General features: G+C 35.9%; 20 protein-coding genes. 9 read left to right on the forward strand and 11 right to left on the reverse strand.

Going from position 1 to position 15,714, the window contains the following annotated elements; genetic code table 11:
* Positions 1–50: 50 nt before the first annotated feature.
* The 4 genes from mazG to ruvX all read right to left on the reverse strand — a co-directional run bounded on the left by mazG (position 51) and on the right by ruvX (position 2,572).
* Entirely contained in the window at positions 51–818 is a 768-nt protein-coding gene (gene mazG / locus ACQ76T_RS21610) for a nucleoside triphosphate pyrophosphohydrolase (RefSeq protein ID WP_431345272.1), read from the reverse strand.
* Between the two features lie 129 nt (positions 819–947).
* A complete protein-coding gene (locus ACQ76T_RS21615; protein WP_431345273.1) occupies positions 948–1,511 on the reverse strand; it encodes a DUF5606 family protein in 564 nt (187 codons plus the stop codon).
* Positions 1,512–1,586: 75 nt separating this feature from the next.
* Positions 1,587–2,159, reverse strand: coding sequence for a peptide deformylase (gene def / locus ACQ76T_RS21620; RefSeq protein ID WP_431345274.1), 573 nt, complete (start codon positions 2,157–2,159; stop codon positions 1,587–1,589).
* Positions 2,156–2,572 (reverse strand): Holliday junction resolvase RuvX, encoded by a 417-nt coding sequence (gene ruvX / locus ACQ76T_RS21625; RefSeq protein WP_431345275.1) that lies wholly within the window; start codon positions 2,570–2,572, stop codon positions 2,156–2,158. The genes def and ruvX overlap by 4 nt, the downstream gene beginning before the upstream one ends.
* A 115-nt stretch (positions 2,573–2,687) precedes the next feature.
* Between ruvX and ACQ76T_RS21630 the strand changes: the two genes are divergently transcribed.
* Together ACQ76T_RS21630 and ACQ76T_RS21635 are read left to right on the forward strand one after the other, a co-directional pair.
* Positions 2,688–3,164: a SixA phosphatase family protein gene (locus tag ACQ76T_RS21630; protein WP_422694968.1), complete on the forward strand. Its 477-nt coding sequence runs from the start codon at positions 2,688–2,690 to the stop codon at positions 3,162–3,164.
* Positions 3,145–4,029: a Zn-dependent protease gene (locus ACQ76T_RS21635; RefSeq protein WP_431345276.1), complete on the forward strand. Its 885-nt coding sequence runs from the start codon at positions 3,145–3,147 to the stop codon at positions 4,027–4,029. Before ACQ76T_RS21630 ends, ACQ76T_RS21635 begins: the two co-directional genes overlap by 20 nt.
* A gap of 106 nt (positions 4,030–4,135) precedes the next feature.
* On the opposite strand, the gene ACQ76T_RS21640 is transcribed toward ACQ76T_RS21635, so the two are convergent.
* Positions 4,136–5,680: a serine hydrolase gene (locus tag ACQ76T_RS21640; protein ID WP_431345277.1), complete on the reverse strand. Its 1,545-nt coding sequence runs from the start codon at positions 5,678–5,680 to the stop codon at positions 4,136–4,138.
* A gap of 100 nt (positions 5,681–5,780) precedes the next feature.
* Between ACQ76T_RS21640 and ACQ76T_RS21645 the strand changes: the two genes are divergently transcribed.
* The 6 genes from ACQ76T_RS21645 to ACQ76T_RS21670 all read left to right on the forward strand — a co-directional run bounded on the left by ACQ76T_RS21645 (position 5,781) and on the right by ACQ76T_RS21670 (position 9,238).
* On the forward strand, positions 5,781–6,245 hold the full coding sequence (locus ACQ76T_RS21645) for a hypothetical protein (RefSeq protein ID WP_431345278.1): 465 nt from the start codon (positions 5,781–5,783) through the stop codon (positions 6,243–6,245).
* A 73-nt stretch (positions 6,246–6,318) separates the two neighbouring features.
* Positions 6,319–6,768, forward strand: coding sequence for a hypothetical protein (locus tag ACQ76T_RS21650; RefSeq protein WP_431345279.1), 450 nt, complete (start codon positions 6,319–6,321; stop codon positions 6,766–6,768).
* Positions 6,768–7,265 carry a metallophosphoesterase family protein gene (locus tag ACQ76T_RS21655; protein WP_431345280.1) on the forward strand — a complete coding sequence of 166 codons (498 nt, stop codon included), beginning with the start codon at positions 6,768–6,770 and terminating at the stop codon, positions 7,263–7,265. The genes ACQ76T_RS21650 and ACQ76T_RS21655 overlap by 1 nt, the downstream gene beginning before the upstream one ends.
* An 87-nt stretch (positions 7,266–7,352) precedes the next feature.
* Positions 7,353–7,847 carry a Smr/MutS family protein gene (locus ACQ76T_RS21660; RefSeq protein ID WP_431345281.1) on the forward strand — a complete coding sequence of 165 codons (495 nt, stop codon included), beginning with the start codon at positions 7,353–7,355 and terminating at the stop codon, positions 7,845–7,847.
* 18 nt (positions 7,848–7,865) lie between these two features.
* On the forward strand, positions 7,866–8,582 hold the full coding sequence (locus tag ACQ76T_RS21665) for a DUF3822 family protein (RefSeq protein WP_431345282.1): 717 nt from the start codon (positions 7,866–7,868) through the stop codon (positions 8,580–8,582).
* An 83-nt stretch (positions 8,583–8,665) separates the two neighbouring features.
* Positions 8,666–9,238, forward strand: coding sequence for an RsmD family RNA methyltransferase (locus tag ACQ76T_RS21670; RefSeq protein WP_431345283.1), 573 nt, complete (start codon positions 8,666–8,668; stop codon positions 9,236–9,238).
* Here ACQ76T_RS21670 and ACQ76T_RS21675 read toward each other — a convergent pair.
* A complete protein-coding gene (locus tag ACQ76T_RS21675) occupies positions 9,235–9,582 on the reverse strand; it encodes a winged helix-turn-helix transcriptional regulator (protein ID WP_431345284.1) in 348 nt (115 codons plus the stop codon). The two genes, ACQ76T_RS21670 and ACQ76T_RS21675, sit on opposite strands and share 4 nt — an antisense overlap.
* Before the next feature lie 84 nt (positions 9,583–9,666).
* Here ACQ76T_RS21675 and ACQ76T_RS21680 point away from each other — a divergent pair, with 84 nt between their 5' ends.
* A complete protein-coding gene (locus tag ACQ76T_RS21680) occupies positions 9,667–10,269 on the forward strand; it encodes a nitroreductase family protein (protein WP_431345285.1) in 603 nt (200 codons plus the stop codon).
* Positions 10,270–10,357: 88 nt separating this feature from the next.
* Here ACQ76T_RS21680 and murI read toward each other — a convergent pair whose 3' ends face one another.
* The 5 genes from murI to ACQ76T_RS21705 form a co-directional block, all read right to left on the reverse strand.
* Entirely contained in the window at positions 10,358–11,188 is an 831-nt protein-coding gene (murI, locus tag ACQ76T_RS21685) for a glutamate racemase (RefSeq protein WP_431345286.1), read from the reverse strand.
* Between the two features lie 61 nt (positions 11,189–11,249).
* Complete coding sequence (gene hemW / locus ACQ76T_RS21690) at positions 11,250–12,374, reverse strand: radical SAM family heme chaperone HemW (protein WP_431345287.1); 1,125 nt, start codon at positions 12,372–12,374, stop codon at positions 11,250–11,252.
* Positions 12,375–12,425: 51 nt separating this feature from the next.
* Positions 12,426–13,376, reverse strand: a complete 951-nt coding sequence (locus ACQ76T_RS21695) for a PorP/SprF family type IX secretion system membrane protein (RefSeq protein ID WP_431345288.1) — start codon at positions 13,374–13,376, stop codon at positions 12,426–12,428.
* 51 nt (positions 13,377–13,427) lie between these two features.
* Positions 13,428–14,501, reverse strand: a complete 1,074-nt coding sequence (locus tag ACQ76T_RS21700; RefSeq protein ID WP_431345289.1) for an RluA family pseudouridine synthase — start codon at positions 14,499–14,501, stop codon at positions 13,428–13,430.
* A gap of 73 nt (positions 14,502–14,574) precedes the next feature.
* The gene (locus ACQ76T_RS21705; protein ID WP_431345290.1) at positions 14,575–15,672 is read right to left on the reverse strand and encodes a PASTA domain-containing protein; all 1,098 of its coding nucleotides are present in this window, start codon (positions 15,670–15,672) and stop codon (positions 14,575–14,577) included.
* Positions 15,673–15,714: the final 42 nt, after the last annotated feature.

Raw genomic sequence — 15,714 nt, forward strand, 5'->3', positions numbered from 1 at the left:
TTTATTTTTTTAAACTGAAAATAAGAAGCATTAATCATTCCAAGTAAGATTTATGAAAGCTGTTTCGCCCTTTCCCAGAGAACATCCATCTCTTCCAGAGACATATCTGCAAGTTGTAAACCCTGATCTTCTGCAAGAACTTCCATTTTCTGAAATCTTGAAATAAATTTAATGTTGGTGCGTTCCAATGCTGAATCCGGATTGATTCCTGAAATTCGGGCATAATTGATCAATGAGAAAAATACATCACCCAGTTCCTGTTCCTTTTTATCCAAATCCGTTTCTGCATGAAATTCCTGAATTTCTTCGTCTACCTTTTTCCAGGCATCTTCTGCATCATGAAATTCAAATCCGACCCCTTTTACCTTATCTTGAATTCTGTACGCTTTTACAAGGCTTGGAAGGCTTTTCGGAACTCCGCCCAAAATAGATTTGTTGCCTTCTTTTAATTTTAATTTTTCCCAGTTCTGTTTTACTTCTTCTTCATCTTTCACTTCTGTATCTCCATAAATGTGAGGATGGCGGAAGATCAGCTTTTCATTGAGTGAATTGATGACATCAGCAATATCAAAACTTTCTTTTTCAGAGCCTATTTTAGAATAAAAAACGAGATGAAGCAGTACATCGCCCAGTTCTTTCTTTATTTCCTGTAAATCTTCCTGTAAAATAGCATCAGAGAGCTCATACGTTTCTTCAAGGGTAAGATGGCGAAGGGATTGTAAAGTCTGCTTCTGATCCCATGGGCATTTCTCACGCAGATCGTCCATGATATCAAGTAATCTTCCAAAAGCGTCTAGCTTTTCCTGTTTCGTATTCATAAGTAAAGGGAAATTCAATCTTATACAAATGTAAGGGTTATTTTGTGAAAATACATCTACTTCATTTCAACAAAAAATCCTGTCGAGAAAGTTCTCAACAGGATTTTGTATTTTCAATTCAAAAAAGAATTATCCTTGTTTTCTGTGTGTACTCTTTGGAGCTGATTTCGCAGCTGAAGTAGCTTTTACTTTTGGAGCAGCAGGTTTTTCAGCTTTTGGAGCCGCTTTTTTAGGAGCTTCTTTTTCTACGCTTACTTCTTCTGTAGCAGGTTCACCTTCTAAAGTTTCCGGTTCTGCTTTTACAAAGCTTTCCAGAGTAATGTATCCCGCTTTGTGAAGAATGTTGTACCACTGAGCCAATTTTTTGATATCAGAAGCATATACTCTTTCAGTATCATAGTTTGGAAGAGAGCTTAACATAAACTCTTTCAATTCTGCATCAGAAGATTTGTGAGAGATTGTTTCCTTGTAGTCATTATTTTTTGCAACATTTTCAAAAACTTCGAACAAAGGAACTTCTTTATCAAATGTAAACATTGCAATATTATCCAATAAACTTACCTGGCTTGAATTTCCAATGCTAACTTTTTTCTTGTTGGTAACATCTTCAATGATGAATCCGTTTCTTAATTGAGAAACTAATTTGTAAAGTCCTGGTTTTCCAGAAATTGAAATTATTTTTTCTAACAGCATAATTTTATTTTTTGTATATTCTGCAATCAGCACTAGCTTTTTGCTTTTTATTATTTCTTTTTATCCTTGTTTAAATTATTTTGGGAATCTCATTTTGTAACCGATGCTTACGTCACCCTGGGAGATTTTAGACAGTTTTCCCTTCACCAGTTTTTTCTTCAAAGCACTCAGGTGGTCGGTAAACAGAATCCCTTCAATGTGGTCATATTCATGTTGAATTACGCGGGCTCTAATATCGGAAAAAGTTTCTGTATGTTTCACAAAATTTTCGTCATAATATTCAATAACGATTGTACCCTTTCTTTTTACGTCTTCTCTTACATCAGGAATAGAAAGGCAGCCTTCGTTGAACTTCCATTCTTCACCGGATTCTTCAAGAATTCTGGCATTGATAAATACTTTTTTAAACGCTGCCAACTCATCTTTAATATCCTCATAATCCTCATCTTCTGCAAGAGGCGTCACATCTATAACAAACAGACGCACATCCAAACCAATCTGAGGTGCCGCAAGACCTATTCCGTTGGCGCTGTACATGGTTTCGAACATATTATCTATCAGTTCCTGTAATCCGGGGTAATCTTTTTCTATATCTTTTCCTACTTTTCTCAAAACAGGGTCCCCAAAAGCTCTTATCGGTAGTATCATCTTAATCTTTGTTCTAAAAAATTCTGCAATATGATGGTTGCACTTACTTTATCTATTAATCCTTTTTCCTGCCTCTTTTTTTTGCTTTTTCCACTTTGTGAAATAAAAAACGAAGCCATTTTGGAAGTAAATCTTTCATCAAAGCGGTGAACAGCCATATCCGAAAATTCTTTTTTAAATTCTTCAATGAACTTTAAGATATCGGTTTCCACCTCAGAAATATTTCCTTTCAAATCTATGGGAAGTCCAATGACTACCTCATCTACCTTATTTTCGCTGAAATATTTTTTCAAAAACTCCATCAAAAATCGGTTCTCTACAGTCTCCAGTCCACTGGCTATAATCTGCATATCATCCGTTACAGCAAGGCCACAACGGGCTTTTCCGTAGTCTATCGCAAGGATTTGTCCCATAAGTCTGCAAATTTAGTAAAATTTACTGATTTTATTCATAACGCAGTTTTTTTATATAAATCATGTTTTATTCCATTATTTTTTTTATAATTTTAATCTTCCAAAAAACATATATATGAAGAGACTCATCCTCGTAAGACATGCAAAAAGTGACTGGCCTGAAGAAACGGAGGACTTTGACAGACCTTTGGCAGACAAGGGTTTGGAGGATGCCATGAACATGTCCCGGTTCTTAAAAAACAATAATATCACGATTGATCATTTTGTTTCCAGCCCGGCAGTACGTGCGCTGAATACGTGCAAAATTTTCAATCAGGCTTATCAGTTGAACTGCTCTACTGATCAGAAATTATATAATCCTTCGGAAACAAGTTTCGAATCTGTAATCTACGATCTGGATGATAATCTTAGTTCAGTTGCCCTTTTCTCTCATAACAATGGGATTTCTAATTTTGCCAATTCTATTTCTGAGGATATTTTCCACTTTCCAACGTGCGGAGTAGCTGGTTTTGAAGTAGACTGCAACTCGTGGTCGGAATTTGACGGTGCCAAAAAGAAACTTTTATTCTTTTATGAACCTGGGAAAATATAGTTTTACCTTTTTTTATCTGCTATTATTCATTCTTCCTTTCTCCTGTCAGAAAAAGGAAAAAACGTATTTTGAAACAATAGCAATTGATGATATTCCACTTCCTAAGCCTAAACCCGGAAGCTGGAGATACCATCATGAGGAAAAATTTCAGACTTTTGAAGATTTTCAAAAAGGAAGGAAAATTATACCTAAGCCGGGGAAAAATACAATTTATCTTCAGCCTATAGGAAATTTTGATGCTCTTCAAAAAAAGGAAATGGCTCTCACACAAGAATATTTGAGAATTTATTTTCAGCTGGAAACCAAAATACTTCCCGTTTTACCCAATACAGTCTTTCCTAAAACAGTGAGAAGAATTTCTAAAGAGGGACATGAACAGATATTGGCTGGATATGTACTGGATAGTATTTTAATCAAGAGAAAACCCAAGGACGCCGTAGTTCTGATGGGAATTACAGAAAAAGATCTTTTTCCCCTACCTGAGTGGAATTATGTTTTCGGACTGGCTTCGTATGAAGATGGTGTAGGTGTGACATCTATATATAGATTTGCAAATGGTGGTTTAACAGCATCCAATTTTAATGAAAGTCTTCTCCGGTTAATAAAAATAGGTTCGCATGAAATCGGGCATATGTTCGGAATCAGCCATTGTCTGAATGCCAATTGTGTAATGAACGGCACCAATTCTCTTTCGGAAACGGATTATCATCTCGCAAGAGCCTGCTCACTTTGCCAGAGAAAACTGAGTTCAAGCATTCATTATAATGATAAAAAAAGACTTCTTGAACTAAAAAACTTCTTTGAAAAACAGCACCTCAATACAGAGCTTACTGCAGCAAATCAGGATCTGAATCTTATACAGTAAACCGACATCTATTTTGCTAACTGCATATTCTCCTCCTTTGGAGGGGTGGTTAATAAAAAAACGGGCTTTAGCCCGTTTCTATTGAATATATTTTGCAATTTCATTTTTACTTCTTCTTCAGATCTAAATCATCAAAATCAAAACTAAAATCTGTTACATCAGAAATAGCTTTCAATTTTGCAGATTCTGCTTTTCCATTTTCATCATAGCTGAAAATAATATAGGCATCGGCATCATAGCTTCTGTCGTCCCATTTGATGATAAAAGAATTATTAGAGTACGGAAGTAATTCCCCTTTCAGCCTTGGAGAGTTTTTACATGAAATTCTGTATGTATTTCCCTCTGCTGCAATTTGAACATCACCAAACCATACATCGTTGTATGTTCCTGTAAACTGTTCTGCTTTTGGCTGAAGAGCTTTCTCTTTTTTAAATGCTTCAGATTTAGCAAATGCTTCTTTCTTTTGCTTATCATATTCTGCTTCTACTTTAGACATTCTTTCACCATAAGTTTTAAGCCAGTTTCTATCTGCAATTCCGAGGTAAGAATCTTTTACTGTATTGGTAATTGTATTGAAAGCAGCACCAGACTGTTGGTTGGTTAATACAACAATTCCCAGTTTAAGATCTGGAATCAGAGTGAACTGTGTAACGGTTCCTATCAATCCTCCTGTATGCTGTATTTGTTTATGTCCTTTAACGTCACTAAGGAACCAGCCTAAACCGTATCCGTAAAAACTTGTATCATATGGATTTTTTGCCGCTACTCTGTCAGGAATCTGCAGACTCCAAAGCTGTTGTGCATTTTTATCTGAAACCAGTTTTTTCCCATCTTTTGTGGTAAAATTATTGAGAAGGCATTCTGCCCAGGTCGTCATATCCTTAATATTACTCAAAATTCCACCTGCCGCATTTCCTGTTTCGTTCCAATCGTGAGGTACAGCAATTGCTTTACCGTCTACAGGAGCGTGCGCATCAATTTTATTGGCAACGGCCTTTGCTCTGTTATAGCTTCCGAAACTTGAATTCATCCCTACTGGTTTCATAATTCTCTGCTCAACAAATTCCGCCCAGCTAAGTCCGGAAATTCTGTGGATAACTTCTCCTGCTACAATGAACATGATGTTGTTATAATCTAATTTCGTTCTGAAAGGATTTTCCGGCTTCAGATATCTTACATTATGAACGATATCATTAACGGTTAAGCTCCCACCTTCCGGAAAGAACATTAAGTCTCCCTGTCCCAATCCTAATCCAGCTCTGTGAGTAATAAGATCTTTGATGGTTACATTTTGAGAAACATAAGGATCATACATCTGAAACTCGGGGATATATTTTGAAACTTTATCATCCCAGTTCAGTTTTCCTTCATCGGCAAGAATAGCTAATGATACACACGTAAATCCTTTGGAATTGGAAGCAATACCTACCAGAGTATTATTATCCATAGGTTGTTTGGAGGTAAGAGAACGAACACCGAAACCTTTGGAATAGGTTATTTTCCCATCTTTAATAATTCCTACCGACATTCCCGGAACATCAAAAGTTTTCAGGGTATTCTGGATCAGTTCATCCAGCTTTTTCTCTTCTACCTGTGCATTGGCTAATCCTACAGTCAAAAGAAAAATGAAAAAAGAAAATTTCTGTTTCATTGCTTTTTTAATTTTCCCAAATTTAATAAATATTAAGAGATGCTCATTTTGATCGTGTTAAAAGTTTACTTACATTTCGGGCAAATCAGTTTTTTAATCAATGAAAAAGTCTATTTGTACCTGTCTCCTCTCTCTTTTTGCACTTGGTTTTATGAAAAGCCAGAATAAAGTGTCTAGCCCTCTTCTTTTGCAAACATGGAACCTGAAGAATGCCGATACTTATATTTATACGTATGAAAAACAGGATGCATTTGAAAAGAAAAGACACGGTCTCAGATTTCAGAAAAATGATAAAATTACCGGAAATCTCAATAGTTCTCCCTACAAATTTGATACAGAGGAAGATATTAATCCTAAAAAATTAAAATTTGATCTTTACATCGGCAGCTGGAAAAAAGTTTCGGATACTACGCTTAGCATTTTATTTCCTTCCAACTCCAGTATGAATGGTACTTTTATTATTTCAAAACTTACGGAGAATGAACTGAAACTAAAAAAAGTATTCACCGCGGATGTTGAAAAGAAACTTGATTCTATACGCAGAACAAAAAATATTGGTGACTGATTTCTCTGAAGTATCCTTGTTCAGGAGATGTAATAAAGCTTCTTTATATTTGCAATTTATAAAAGCATTGAAAATGGCAATAAACCGATTATTAGCTTTCTTCTTACTAACGGTAAGCTGTAATTTATACTTCTCTCAGAATGTAACGATTAAAGACACCAAAGTTTTACTGGATGGAAAACAGATTTTAAAGGCTGAAAAAATAACGCTTGCACAGTATTCATTTTTCTCGATGAAGAATGATGAGGAAGTTTTACTCTATAAATACATGGATAATGAAACGCCAAGCTATGTAAGCGACGACTATTTCATTCTTAACTTTCTCTCTGAAAAAGTTATCGTAAAATCTAAAGATCTGGGGAAAATTTCTAATTTTATGAATTCTAAAAAAGCCATGGAAAAGATAATAAAATGGCTGTTGAAAGAAAGAGTTCTTACTCATGATGGAGATTTGAACCCTGAACATCTGGCTATTTTCAAAGAAAAATACAACGAAAGTATCACTGCAAGAACTATTAGATAATGACAAAGATCCTCCTTCTCTCCGATTCTCATTCTTATATAGATGACCGGATTTTAGAATATGCTGCACAGGCCGATGAAATATGGCATTGTGGAGATTTTGGAAGCATCGATGTTATTGAACAGCTTGAGAAAATAAAACCTTTAAAGGGAGTTTACGGGAATATTGACAATGCTAAAATTCGTGCTGAATTTCCCGAAGTTAACCGTTTTTTTTGTGAGAAACTGGAAGTATTAATGATACACATTGGTGGCTACCCGGGGAAATACAGTCCTCTAACGAAAAAAGAAATCGCTGAAAAAGCTCCAAAACTATTTATTTCCGGGCATTCTCATATCTTAAAGGCAATGTACGATGAGAAAAATAGTCTTTTGCATCTTAACCCCGGAGCTTGTGGAAAACAGGGCTGGCATAAAATGAGAACCATGATGCGCTTTGTGGTAGACGGTGAGGAAATAAAAGACCTGGAAGTTATTGAACTGGGATCTAGAGTGTGAGGGCGGTGAGAGTATAAGAGTTTGCCTTCAATCCATTTTAGTTTTTACCTTTGTACCCATATTGGGTTTAGGCAATTCTTAAAAATTATGAAAATCGGCGATAAAGTTTCGGTAGTAGATGAAGATTTAAGCGGTATGGTAACTTCCGTGAAGGGGAATATTGTGGTTTTCAAAGACGAGTATGGCTTTACCCATCAATATCCAAAAGAAAAACTTGTTCCGAAAGATGCCGATCTATACGAAAATATCCGTGTGGTAAAAAAGTCGGAACCGAAAAAGATTGTTTCCAAGAAACATCAGAAAAATCATTTGGTTTTGGATCTGCATTTTCATAATTTGGTAAAGAATCCTAATGACTATGACAGCTTTGAGAGACTGTTCATTCAAAAGGAAAAACTGATTGAAGTTATAGCCTTTTGCAGAAAAAATAACCTGAAACGTCTCGAAATTGTACATGGTATTGGGGACGGAGTATTGCAAAGGATGGTTCGGGATGTTTTGGAAAGCCAGATTAATATTGATTTTTATAATAAGGAAATACTTCACCATCAATCGGGTGCGGTAATGGTAGAATTTCACTAAATTTGCAGGAATTGAAATATGAACGTACTTAATTTACTTTTTACCAAAGACGGATTGATCTATCAGATTGTGAAAAACAAAAACATTCTGGAGGAACAGTCTTATTTCGTTACAGAAGAAACTTCGCCTAATCTTATTGAAGAAAAACTTGATGAAGTTCTTATCAAACAGCGCTTTGATGAAATTCAGATCATTTCCGCATTTAATCATTTCACTCTGATGCCGGAAGGGTTTTCTGAGCATGAAACAGGATTTGACCTCATTGCCTTTAATGCTCCTGCAGATAAAGAGAAAGAAGAACTGATGCTTTCCATCAACAAAAAATTTGGAATTCAGTTTTATTATACTTTCCCTAAAAATTATTATAAAAAAATAAAGGAGCTTGCTGTACCGGTACATTTCAATTTCTCCGGTGAAAAGTTTCTGAGCTCTGTTCAGAATAAAAACAGTAAGGAAATTCACATCAATCTTTATCATAATCAATGTGAGTTTTTTGCGATAGACAATAAAAAGATCATACTTTATAATAACCTGGATGTTAACTCTGAAGTAGACTTTCTGTACTTTATTATGTTCACATTAAGCAAGATAGGTTTCGGAATCAATGAAACCAGTTTTTATGCTTACGGAGAAACGACAGAGAATGAGACGTTTATCTCCGAACTTCAGAAATTTGTTAAAAACCTGAAAATTGTTTTTGACAATATTCCTAACAAGAATTTTATACTTAACTAGGTTGAAGGCTGCAGGGATTAGGAATTAGTTCCTAAACAAGCCACCTGCTACCTATAATCTACCACCTAAACCCTAAAAAAATTATGTTCAGAATCATATCAGGCAAATGGAAAGCCAAAAAAATTGCCGCTCCCAAAAATTTTGATGTAAGACCTACCACCGATTTTGCGAAAGAGGCCTTATTCAGTATTCTGGAAAACAAATACGATATGCAGTCTATCTCTGTGCTAGATCTTTTTGCCGGAATTGGCTCTATTACTTTTGAATTTGCTTCCAGAGGATGTCAGGATGTAACTTCTGTGGAAATGAATCCTAAGCATACTGCTTTTATCAATTCTACAGCCTCAGATCTTGATATGTCCCTTCAAATCAATGTGCAGCGAGGAGATGTATTCGACTGGCTTAAAAAATTCAGAAACAAAAAATCCTTTGAAATTGTTTTTTCTGATGCTCCTTTTGAAATGGAAGAAAAAAAATACTACGAACTGCTTTCTCTGGTTTTAAACAATAAATACCTGAAAATAAACGGAGTACTTATTGTAGAGCACCAAAGCCGTATGAAGCTTGAACATCCTAATTTAATAGATACCCGAAAATACGGAAACGTAAGTTTCAGTTTTTTTGAACCGAATAAAGAAGATAATCAGGAAATTTAATTCCTGATTATTTTTTTTGAAATGACAGGAGCTTCCTGTCCCCATTTGGTAATCGCCTCCAGTACAGGCAGCAAGGTTTTTCCAAAATCTGTCAGCTCATATTCCACCACCAAAGGTGGTTTTTCTGTAAAAACAGTTCTGTCTATAATACCGTCCTCCTCCATCTGCTTTAGCTGTAAACTCAACGTTCTTTCCGTAATGGTAGGAATTGATTTTCTTATCTCATTATACCGCTTAGCCCCTTCAAGAAGATGGTGCAAAATTACAGCTTTCCATTTCCCACCAATGAACTTCATTGTAACGCTCGTACAGCAGGGATAGGATTTATTATCTATTGTATACATTTTTATACTATCATTTTTTACCGTTATTGCAAAGTTAGTAAACTTAAATTACTTTTGTAACTATAAAAATGATAGTATAAAATTATGAACTTTTTAGACAAAATGAAAAACAGGTATACTGTAAAAAAGTATAACCCAAAGGGAAAAATAAGTGAAGAAAATATTGCAACACTTCAAGAGATTTTAAATTTAAGCCCTTCTTCCATCAACAGCCAACCATGGAATTTTATTTTTGCAAATGATAACTCTAAAGTAAAGAATCAGCTTGCAGAAGCTTCTTTCTGGAATAAAGAAAAAATACTGGAAAGCAGCCATTTGATCGTATTCCAGGTTCTTAAAAATTCCGAAGATTTTGAAAAGCAGATTGATGGAGTACTTCCTGAAGGTTCTGTGAATTATTATAAAAATTTTGTAAAGCCTAAGGGAGAAGAAGGAATCAAATCGTGGATGAAACATCAGGTTTACTTATCACTGGGTGTTCTTTTATCTGCCTGTGCAGATATGGGTATAGACTCTACGCCGATGGAAGGCATTGAACCCGAAAAATATGACGCCATTCTAAACAATGAAAAATATGAAACGTTATTTGCTGTAGCCATTGGAGAGAAGGATGAAACGGATGCCAACCAGCCAAAATTCAACCCAAAGACAAGACTTAAGGCTGAAAAAGTAATTGTGGAAGCCTAATCCTAAAAGTTTATTCATTAAATCAATTTTTGTTCTCCTTGGCAAAAATGATAAAAAAGTCTGCTTCTTATGAGACAGACTTTTTAATTTATAATACTTTAAATTCCAGATCTATGGTTTTCCCAAAGAACTTTTTGGAAATTTTCTCGAAGTTCTTGGTAAGATCCGAAAGATAGAAGTGATAATTCGGTTTTGGATTGTTATCATTCAGAAGGTTGTACTTATCAAGGATAATCTTCAGATGATTGGCCACAATATTCGGAGAGTCTATAACACGCACCCTGTTTCCATAATATTGCTTGATCTCATCTATTAAGAGAGGATAATGGGTACATCCCAGAATTAATGTTTCAATATTTTTTAATTTACTATTGCTTAAGTAATTGTAAATAATAGCATGTGTAATTGGATGATTTTTAAAGCCTTCTTCGATAGCGGGCACCAATAATGGCGTTGCCAGTTCGTCTACTTTAATCCATTTATTATGTTTACGGATACTTTTTTTATACAACCCGGAATTTACAGTTGCCTTAGTTGCAATAACTCCCACATTATTATGAATCTCGTAAGATACTTTTTCAGCTACAGGATTGATAACGTCTATCACAGGAACTCTTCCCGCAACAGATTGCATCACTTCATTCAGAGCATTCGCTGTGGCAGTATTACACGCAATCACAATAGCTTTACAATTTTGCTCTAATAGAAAATTGGTAATCTTTGTAGAGTATTCAATAATAGCTTCTTTGGATTTTTCTCCATAAGGAAGGTGTTTGGTATCTCCGAAATAGATCAGATCTTCGTTGGGAAGAAGTCTCTTAATCTCTTTGGCAACGGTAAGACCTCCTACCCCACTGTCGAAAATTCCGATAGGCTGGTTAGGTGAAAGATGTGAATAATCTTGTTTTTTAGTTTTCAAATGAACTGAAATTTTATACAAAAATAGTGAATTTTATGGCACATTTGTATATATAGAGCCATTATACAAGAAACAAATCTGAAGCAATTCCGTCTGCCATAAACCAATGCTTTTCAGGAATTTTTAAATGATCATTTTCAATAATTAAGATTCCTTCTTCTATTTTCGCTTGTATTTCGGACTGGAAATGCTCCAATACTTTATCTGAAAATTTAGTTTTCAAACTGGTAATATCAACACCCCAAACTGTTCTTAAACCAATCATAATCATTTCATTAAACTGATCTTCCTGAGAAAGAATTTCTTCTTCTTTCGCCAACAGCTTGTCATTAAGCTTCTTTATATATTGCTGATTATTGGCGACATTCCAACTTCTTACATCGAAACCGTTATAAGAGTGTGCAGAAGGGCCAATCCCAAGATACTCCTGATATTTCCAGTAGGCAGAATTATGTCTGGAGTAAAATCCGGGTTTTGCAAAGTTGGAAACTTCATAATGTTCGAAGCCGTTATCTTTCAAAAAGTCTGACAGATAATAAAATTCCCTGTTTTGTTCTTCTTCTTTCGGACTTTTCACTTTTCCTTTCGAAATCCAGTTTTCCAGAGCAGTCTTAGGTTCAACAGTTAAAGCATAAGACGAAATATGAGGAACTTCCAGAGCGATTGTTCTGTTCAGATTTTCTTTCCAGATCTCAAGGTTGGAAGTAGGTGAACCGTAAATTAAATCAATACTCAGGTTTTCAAAACCAAAATCCTGTGCGCGTTTTATCGAACTTTCCGCTTCGGAAGCGTTGTGAGCACGGTTCATCAATTTTAAATCTTCTTCAAAAAAGCTTTGAGTTCCTATTGAAAGTCTGTTGACAGGTGTTCCGGCAAGCTGTTTCAGAAAGCTTTTATCCAGATCATCAGGATTGGCTTCCAGAGTAATTTCTATATTGTTTTCAAAACTGAAATATTGCAGTACCTCATCAATCAAAGCGTGAATTTCATCCACAGAAAGGATGGAGGGTGTTCCACCGCCAAAATACAGGGATTTCAGGTTTTTGTTCTGCAGTTCATTCTTTCGGAGCGCAATTTCGGTCTTCATAGCACGAAGCATTTCATCTTTAAAATTCAAAGATGTTGAAAAGTGGAAATTGCAGTAGCTGCACTTTTGTTTACAGAACGGAATGTGAATATATATCATAAAAAAAGCTCTGAAAAAATTCAGAGCTCAAATTTATTTAAATTAAATTGATTAATATCTAAATCCTCTAACATTAATAAAGTTATCGAAGTTATAGCCAAGACCAATCATGAAGCTGTTTCCTCCATAGCTTTGAATATCAGAGATTCCAAGGTTATAAGTAGCTCCAATCATGAATTTGTTGAATCTTACTTTTACAATTGGAGAAATGCTCAGGTTCTGATTGTCGAATCTGTTCTGAACTGTTCTGTAGCTTACCCCAAAAGAGAAAGCATTGATATCATTAGAGAATGTCGCCATTAGGTTCCAGTCGATCATTCTCGTAGAGTTGGTATTCAGGTTGATCAATGCTGATGGTGCCAACGTAATATTGTCAGCAATATTCCAGTTATATCCTAAATTTAAGAAGAATTTAATTGGAGAAGGCTCGTAGTTGTTTACAATAGAAGCATCATTACTTAATGCAATATCATTCACGGAAACCCCTCCGAATAAACCTCTATAGGTTGCAGCCAAACCGAAGTTAGCATATACCATGAAGATGTTGCTCTCGTCACCTCTTAATAATGGATCACCCCCTTCTTCAGTATTGATTTTTGAATAATCAAAATTCATGTTATAAAAATTAACACTTGTACCGAAAGAGAATTGATCTTTTCTATCTCCTTCACTACTTAGAGGAATAAAATATGAAGCACCCGCTGTAATACCTCCCGCAGAAATAGGACCATTACTGTCTCTGAATACGGAAATACCAGCACCTACTCTATCAAAGATATTCGCATTAATCCCGATTGACTGTACATTCGGAGAATTACTGAATTTTGAAAATTGTTGTTGATAATTGGCGTTGAGCTGTACGTAATCTGTTTTTCCGTATTGAGCTGGGTTGAACAGGAACTCACCATCCAAAAGATATTGCTGATAGTATGGTAGTGATTCTTGTGCTTTGTATGCATTTGACAAAAGAGCTAAACATACGATAGCATATAGTTTTCTCATAACAAATCTTGATTTCAATTCAACAAATATAAAAAAATTCTCAATATATTTTTAGTTTTCCAAATAATTTCTCCATTTTTTTACAGCATCCGCCATATCTTTGGGCATTGGGCTCTCAAAATATAATTCCTTTTTAGTCGTTGGGTGTATAAATCCTAGGGTGTGCGCATGGAGGGCATGTCTTGGTAAAATCTCAAAAACATTTTTAATAAACTGCTTATATTTTGGCAGATTTATCCCTCTCAAAGGCGTATGGCCTTCATATCTTTCATCATTGAACAGGGTATGGCCAATATGTTTGAAGTGTGCCCTGATCTGGTGCGTTCTTCCTGTTTCAAGCTTACATTCTACCCAGGTCATATATTTAAATCTTTCTAAGACTTTATAATGGGTAACAGCGTGTTTTCCCTGACTTCCGTCCTCATATACGGACATCTGCATTCTGTTTTTAGGATGTCTTCCGATATGTCCTCTTATTGTTCCTTCTTCTTCCTGAGGATTTCCCCATACAAAGGCCCAATAGAGTCTTTTTGTAGTTCTGTTAAAAAACTGTTTTGCCAAAAAGCTTAATGCATATTCATTCTTTGCAATAACAAGCAATCCGGAAGTATCTTTATCAATCCTGTGAACAAGACCTACTCTGTCAAGATCAGACTTTTGACCATTCTTTTCAAAGTGATATGCCAGTGCATTCACCAGGGTTCCATCCCAGTTCCCGTGTCCCGGATGCACTACCATTCCTGCTTCTTTATCTACCACAACAAGATCATCGTCTTCGTAGACAATATGTAATGGGATATCCTGCGGAATAATAACATTCGCTCTGGGTGGGTGAGCAAGCAATACAGAGATCTGATCTCCAGGCTTTACACGGTAATTCTGCTTTACGGCGGCACCATTCACTATAACGTTCCCAGCCCGGCAGGTCTGTGAAATTTTATTTCTTGAAGAATTCTGTCTGTATATTAAAAGGAACTTATCGATTCTTAATGGCTCCTGCTTAGGATCAACAGTGATATTGAGATGTTCATACAATCCTTTATTTTCCTCATCAATATCCATATTTTCGATACTGTTGGAATCTAATAATTCTTCATCTAAAAAATCTTCGTTATCTTCTGACATTTGTTTATATTTTTTACACAAAAGGCTTCAACATTTTGCAGTTGAAGCCATTATTTTTAATATTAATCTAATTTTATTCTACGACGACCTTCTTAGCCTTAGGATTCTGAGCTGGATGTTGTGTCGTTATTGAGTTAGCTGGTTTTGCTGCAGTTCCGGCAGTATGAGTACCATTTGTTGCTGACGTCTTCGGCTTATCTGTTGCTGAAGCTGCCGGTTTAGCGGCAGTAGTCTGAGTCTTCGGAGCTTCTGTTTTAGGAACTTCCGGCTTAGGGGTTTCCTTCTTTGGAGCCGGAGGCGGAACTACCGGAGCATCATAAACTGGTTCACTGTGAACTTCTTCATATCGTACCGGAGGCAATGTTGTATCTACTTTCATACGGTACATTGCATTCAGCTGTTCTACTTTTGCTCTAAGTTCTGCAGGGGTACGCTTACTTGCCCAAAGGTCAATCTGCATTCCCTGATCACGAACATCTCCTGAAGCAGGATCCTGATAATAGATAATATCAGATTCGTCCTTACTTCCGTCTTCATGTTCTACCAATCCTACTTCAAACATACTTTTTGCAATAACAGCTCTTGCTTCTTTTACAGAAAGCCCTACCACATTAGGAATAGAAATATTTCTCATAGGTCCGGATCCTACCACCACGTCAATTACTGAGAATCTAGGTAAACGGGTTCCCGGATTAACTGCATTTCCTTTATATAAGATTCTTAGAAGAGCATCTTTCTGAATACTCGGTTCGTAAATGGTATCTCCGATTTTAAGACCAACCTGATCCAATCTCTGGAAAGCCAGGCCTGAATATTTATTGATAACATCAGGAACCGCAATCTGCGCCCATGTTCTAGGATTTACTCTAAGACGTACCGTTCTTCCGTCTTTTACACGGGAACCTGGTGCAGGATAGATCTGAAGAACCTGAAAAGGTCTGTATTTGGGGTCATAATTGGCACTGTCTACTTCATATTCCAAACCTGTATCATCCAATATTTTAACAGCGTCGTGTATGGATTTATTGACAACATTAGGCACAGGAATTTCCTGACCATGATTAGTATGGTATTCCAACCAACGGAATGTGAGCCATACCAGCCCTACAAAAACACCGATGGCTACTACTAAATTCAGTAAAACTTTCCAATTGAAAAGTGATTTAAGCATACTTAAAAATACTTTAATTATAACGGCAAATATAGCTAATAA

Source organism: Chryseobacterium sp. JK1 (assembly GCF_050632815.1).
Classification (GTDB): Bacteria; Bacteroidota; Bacteroidia; order Flavobacteriales; family Weeksellaceae; genus Chryseobacterium.

Excerpts from the sequence above, each read along its gene's own strand:
- mazG (WP_431345272.1), bottom strand. The coding sequence starts at position 818 with ATGAATACGAAACAGGAAAAGCTAGACGCTTTTGGAAGATTACTTGAT.
- ACQ76T_RS21615 (WP_431345273.1), bottom strand. The coding sequence starts at position 1,511 with ATGCTGTTAGAAAAAATAATTTCAATTTCTGGAAAACCAGGACTTTAC.
- def (WP_431345274.1), bottom strand. The coding sequence starts at position 2,159 with ATGATACTACCGATAAGAGCTTTTGGGGACCCTGTTTTGAGAAAAGTA.
- ruvX (WP_431345275.1), bottom strand. The coding sequence starts at position 2,572 with ATGGGACAAATCCTTGCGATAGACTACGGAAAAGCCCGTTGTGGCCTT.
- ACQ76T_RS21630 (WP_422694968.1), top strand. The coding sequence starts at position 2,688 with ATGAAGAGACTCATCCTCGTAAGACATGCAAAAAGTGACTGGCCTGAA.
- ACQ76T_RS21635 (WP_431345276.1), top strand. The coding sequence starts at position 3,145 with ATGAACCTGGGAAAATATAGTTTTACCTTTTTTTATCTGCTATTATTC.
- ACQ76T_RS21640 (WP_431345277.1), bottom strand. The coding sequence starts at position 5,680 with ATGAAACAGAAATTTTCTTTTTTCATTTTTCTTTTGACTGTAGGATTA.
- ACQ76T_RS21645 (WP_431345278.1), top strand. The coding sequence starts at position 5,781 with ATGAAAAAGTCTATTTGTACCTGTCTCCTCTCTCTTTTTGCACTTGGT.
- ACQ76T_RS21650 (WP_431345279.1), top strand. The coding sequence starts at position 6,319 with ATGGCAATAAACCGATTATTAGCTTTCTTCTTACTAACGGTAAGCTGT.
- ACQ76T_RS21655 (WP_431345280.1), top strand. The coding sequence starts at position 6,768 with ATGACAAAGATCCTCCTTCTCTCCGATTCTCATTCTTATATAGATGAC.
- ACQ76T_RS21660 (WP_431345281.1), top strand. The coding sequence starts at position 7,353 with ATGAAAATCGGCGATAAAGTTTCGGTAGTAGATGAAGATTTAAGCGGT.
- ACQ76T_RS21665 (WP_431345282.1), top strand. The coding sequence starts at position 7,866 with ATGAACGTACTTAATTTACTTTTTACCAAAGACGGATTGATCTATCAG.
- ACQ76T_RS21670 (WP_431345283.1), top strand. The coding sequence starts at position 8,666 with ATGTTCAGAATCATATCAGGCAAATGGAAAGCCAAAAAAATTGCCGCT.
- ACQ76T_RS21675 (WP_431345284.1), bottom strand. The coding sequence starts at position 9,582 with ATGTATACAATAGATAATAAATCCTATCCCTGCTGTACGAGCGTTACA.
- ACQ76T_RS21680 (WP_431345285.1), top strand. The coding sequence starts at position 9,667 with ATGAACTTTTTAGACAAAATGAAAAACAGGTATACTGTAAAAAAGTAT.
- hemW (WP_431345287.1), bottom strand. The coding sequence starts at position 12,374 with ATGATATATATTCACATTCCGTTCTGTAAACAAAAGTGCAGCTACTGC.
- ACQ76T_RS21695 (WP_431345288.1), bottom strand. The coding sequence starts at position 13,376 with ATGAGAAAACTATATGCTATCGTATGTTTAGCTCTTTTGTCAAATGCA.
- ACQ76T_RS21700 (WP_431345289.1), bottom strand. The coding sequence starts at position 14,501 with ATGTCAGAAGATAACGAAGATTTTTTAGATGAAGAATTATTAGATTCC.
- ACQ76T_RS21705 (WP_431345290.1), bottom strand. The coding sequence starts at position 15,672 with ATGCTTAAATCACTTTTCAATTGGAAAGTTTTACTGAATTTAGTAGTA.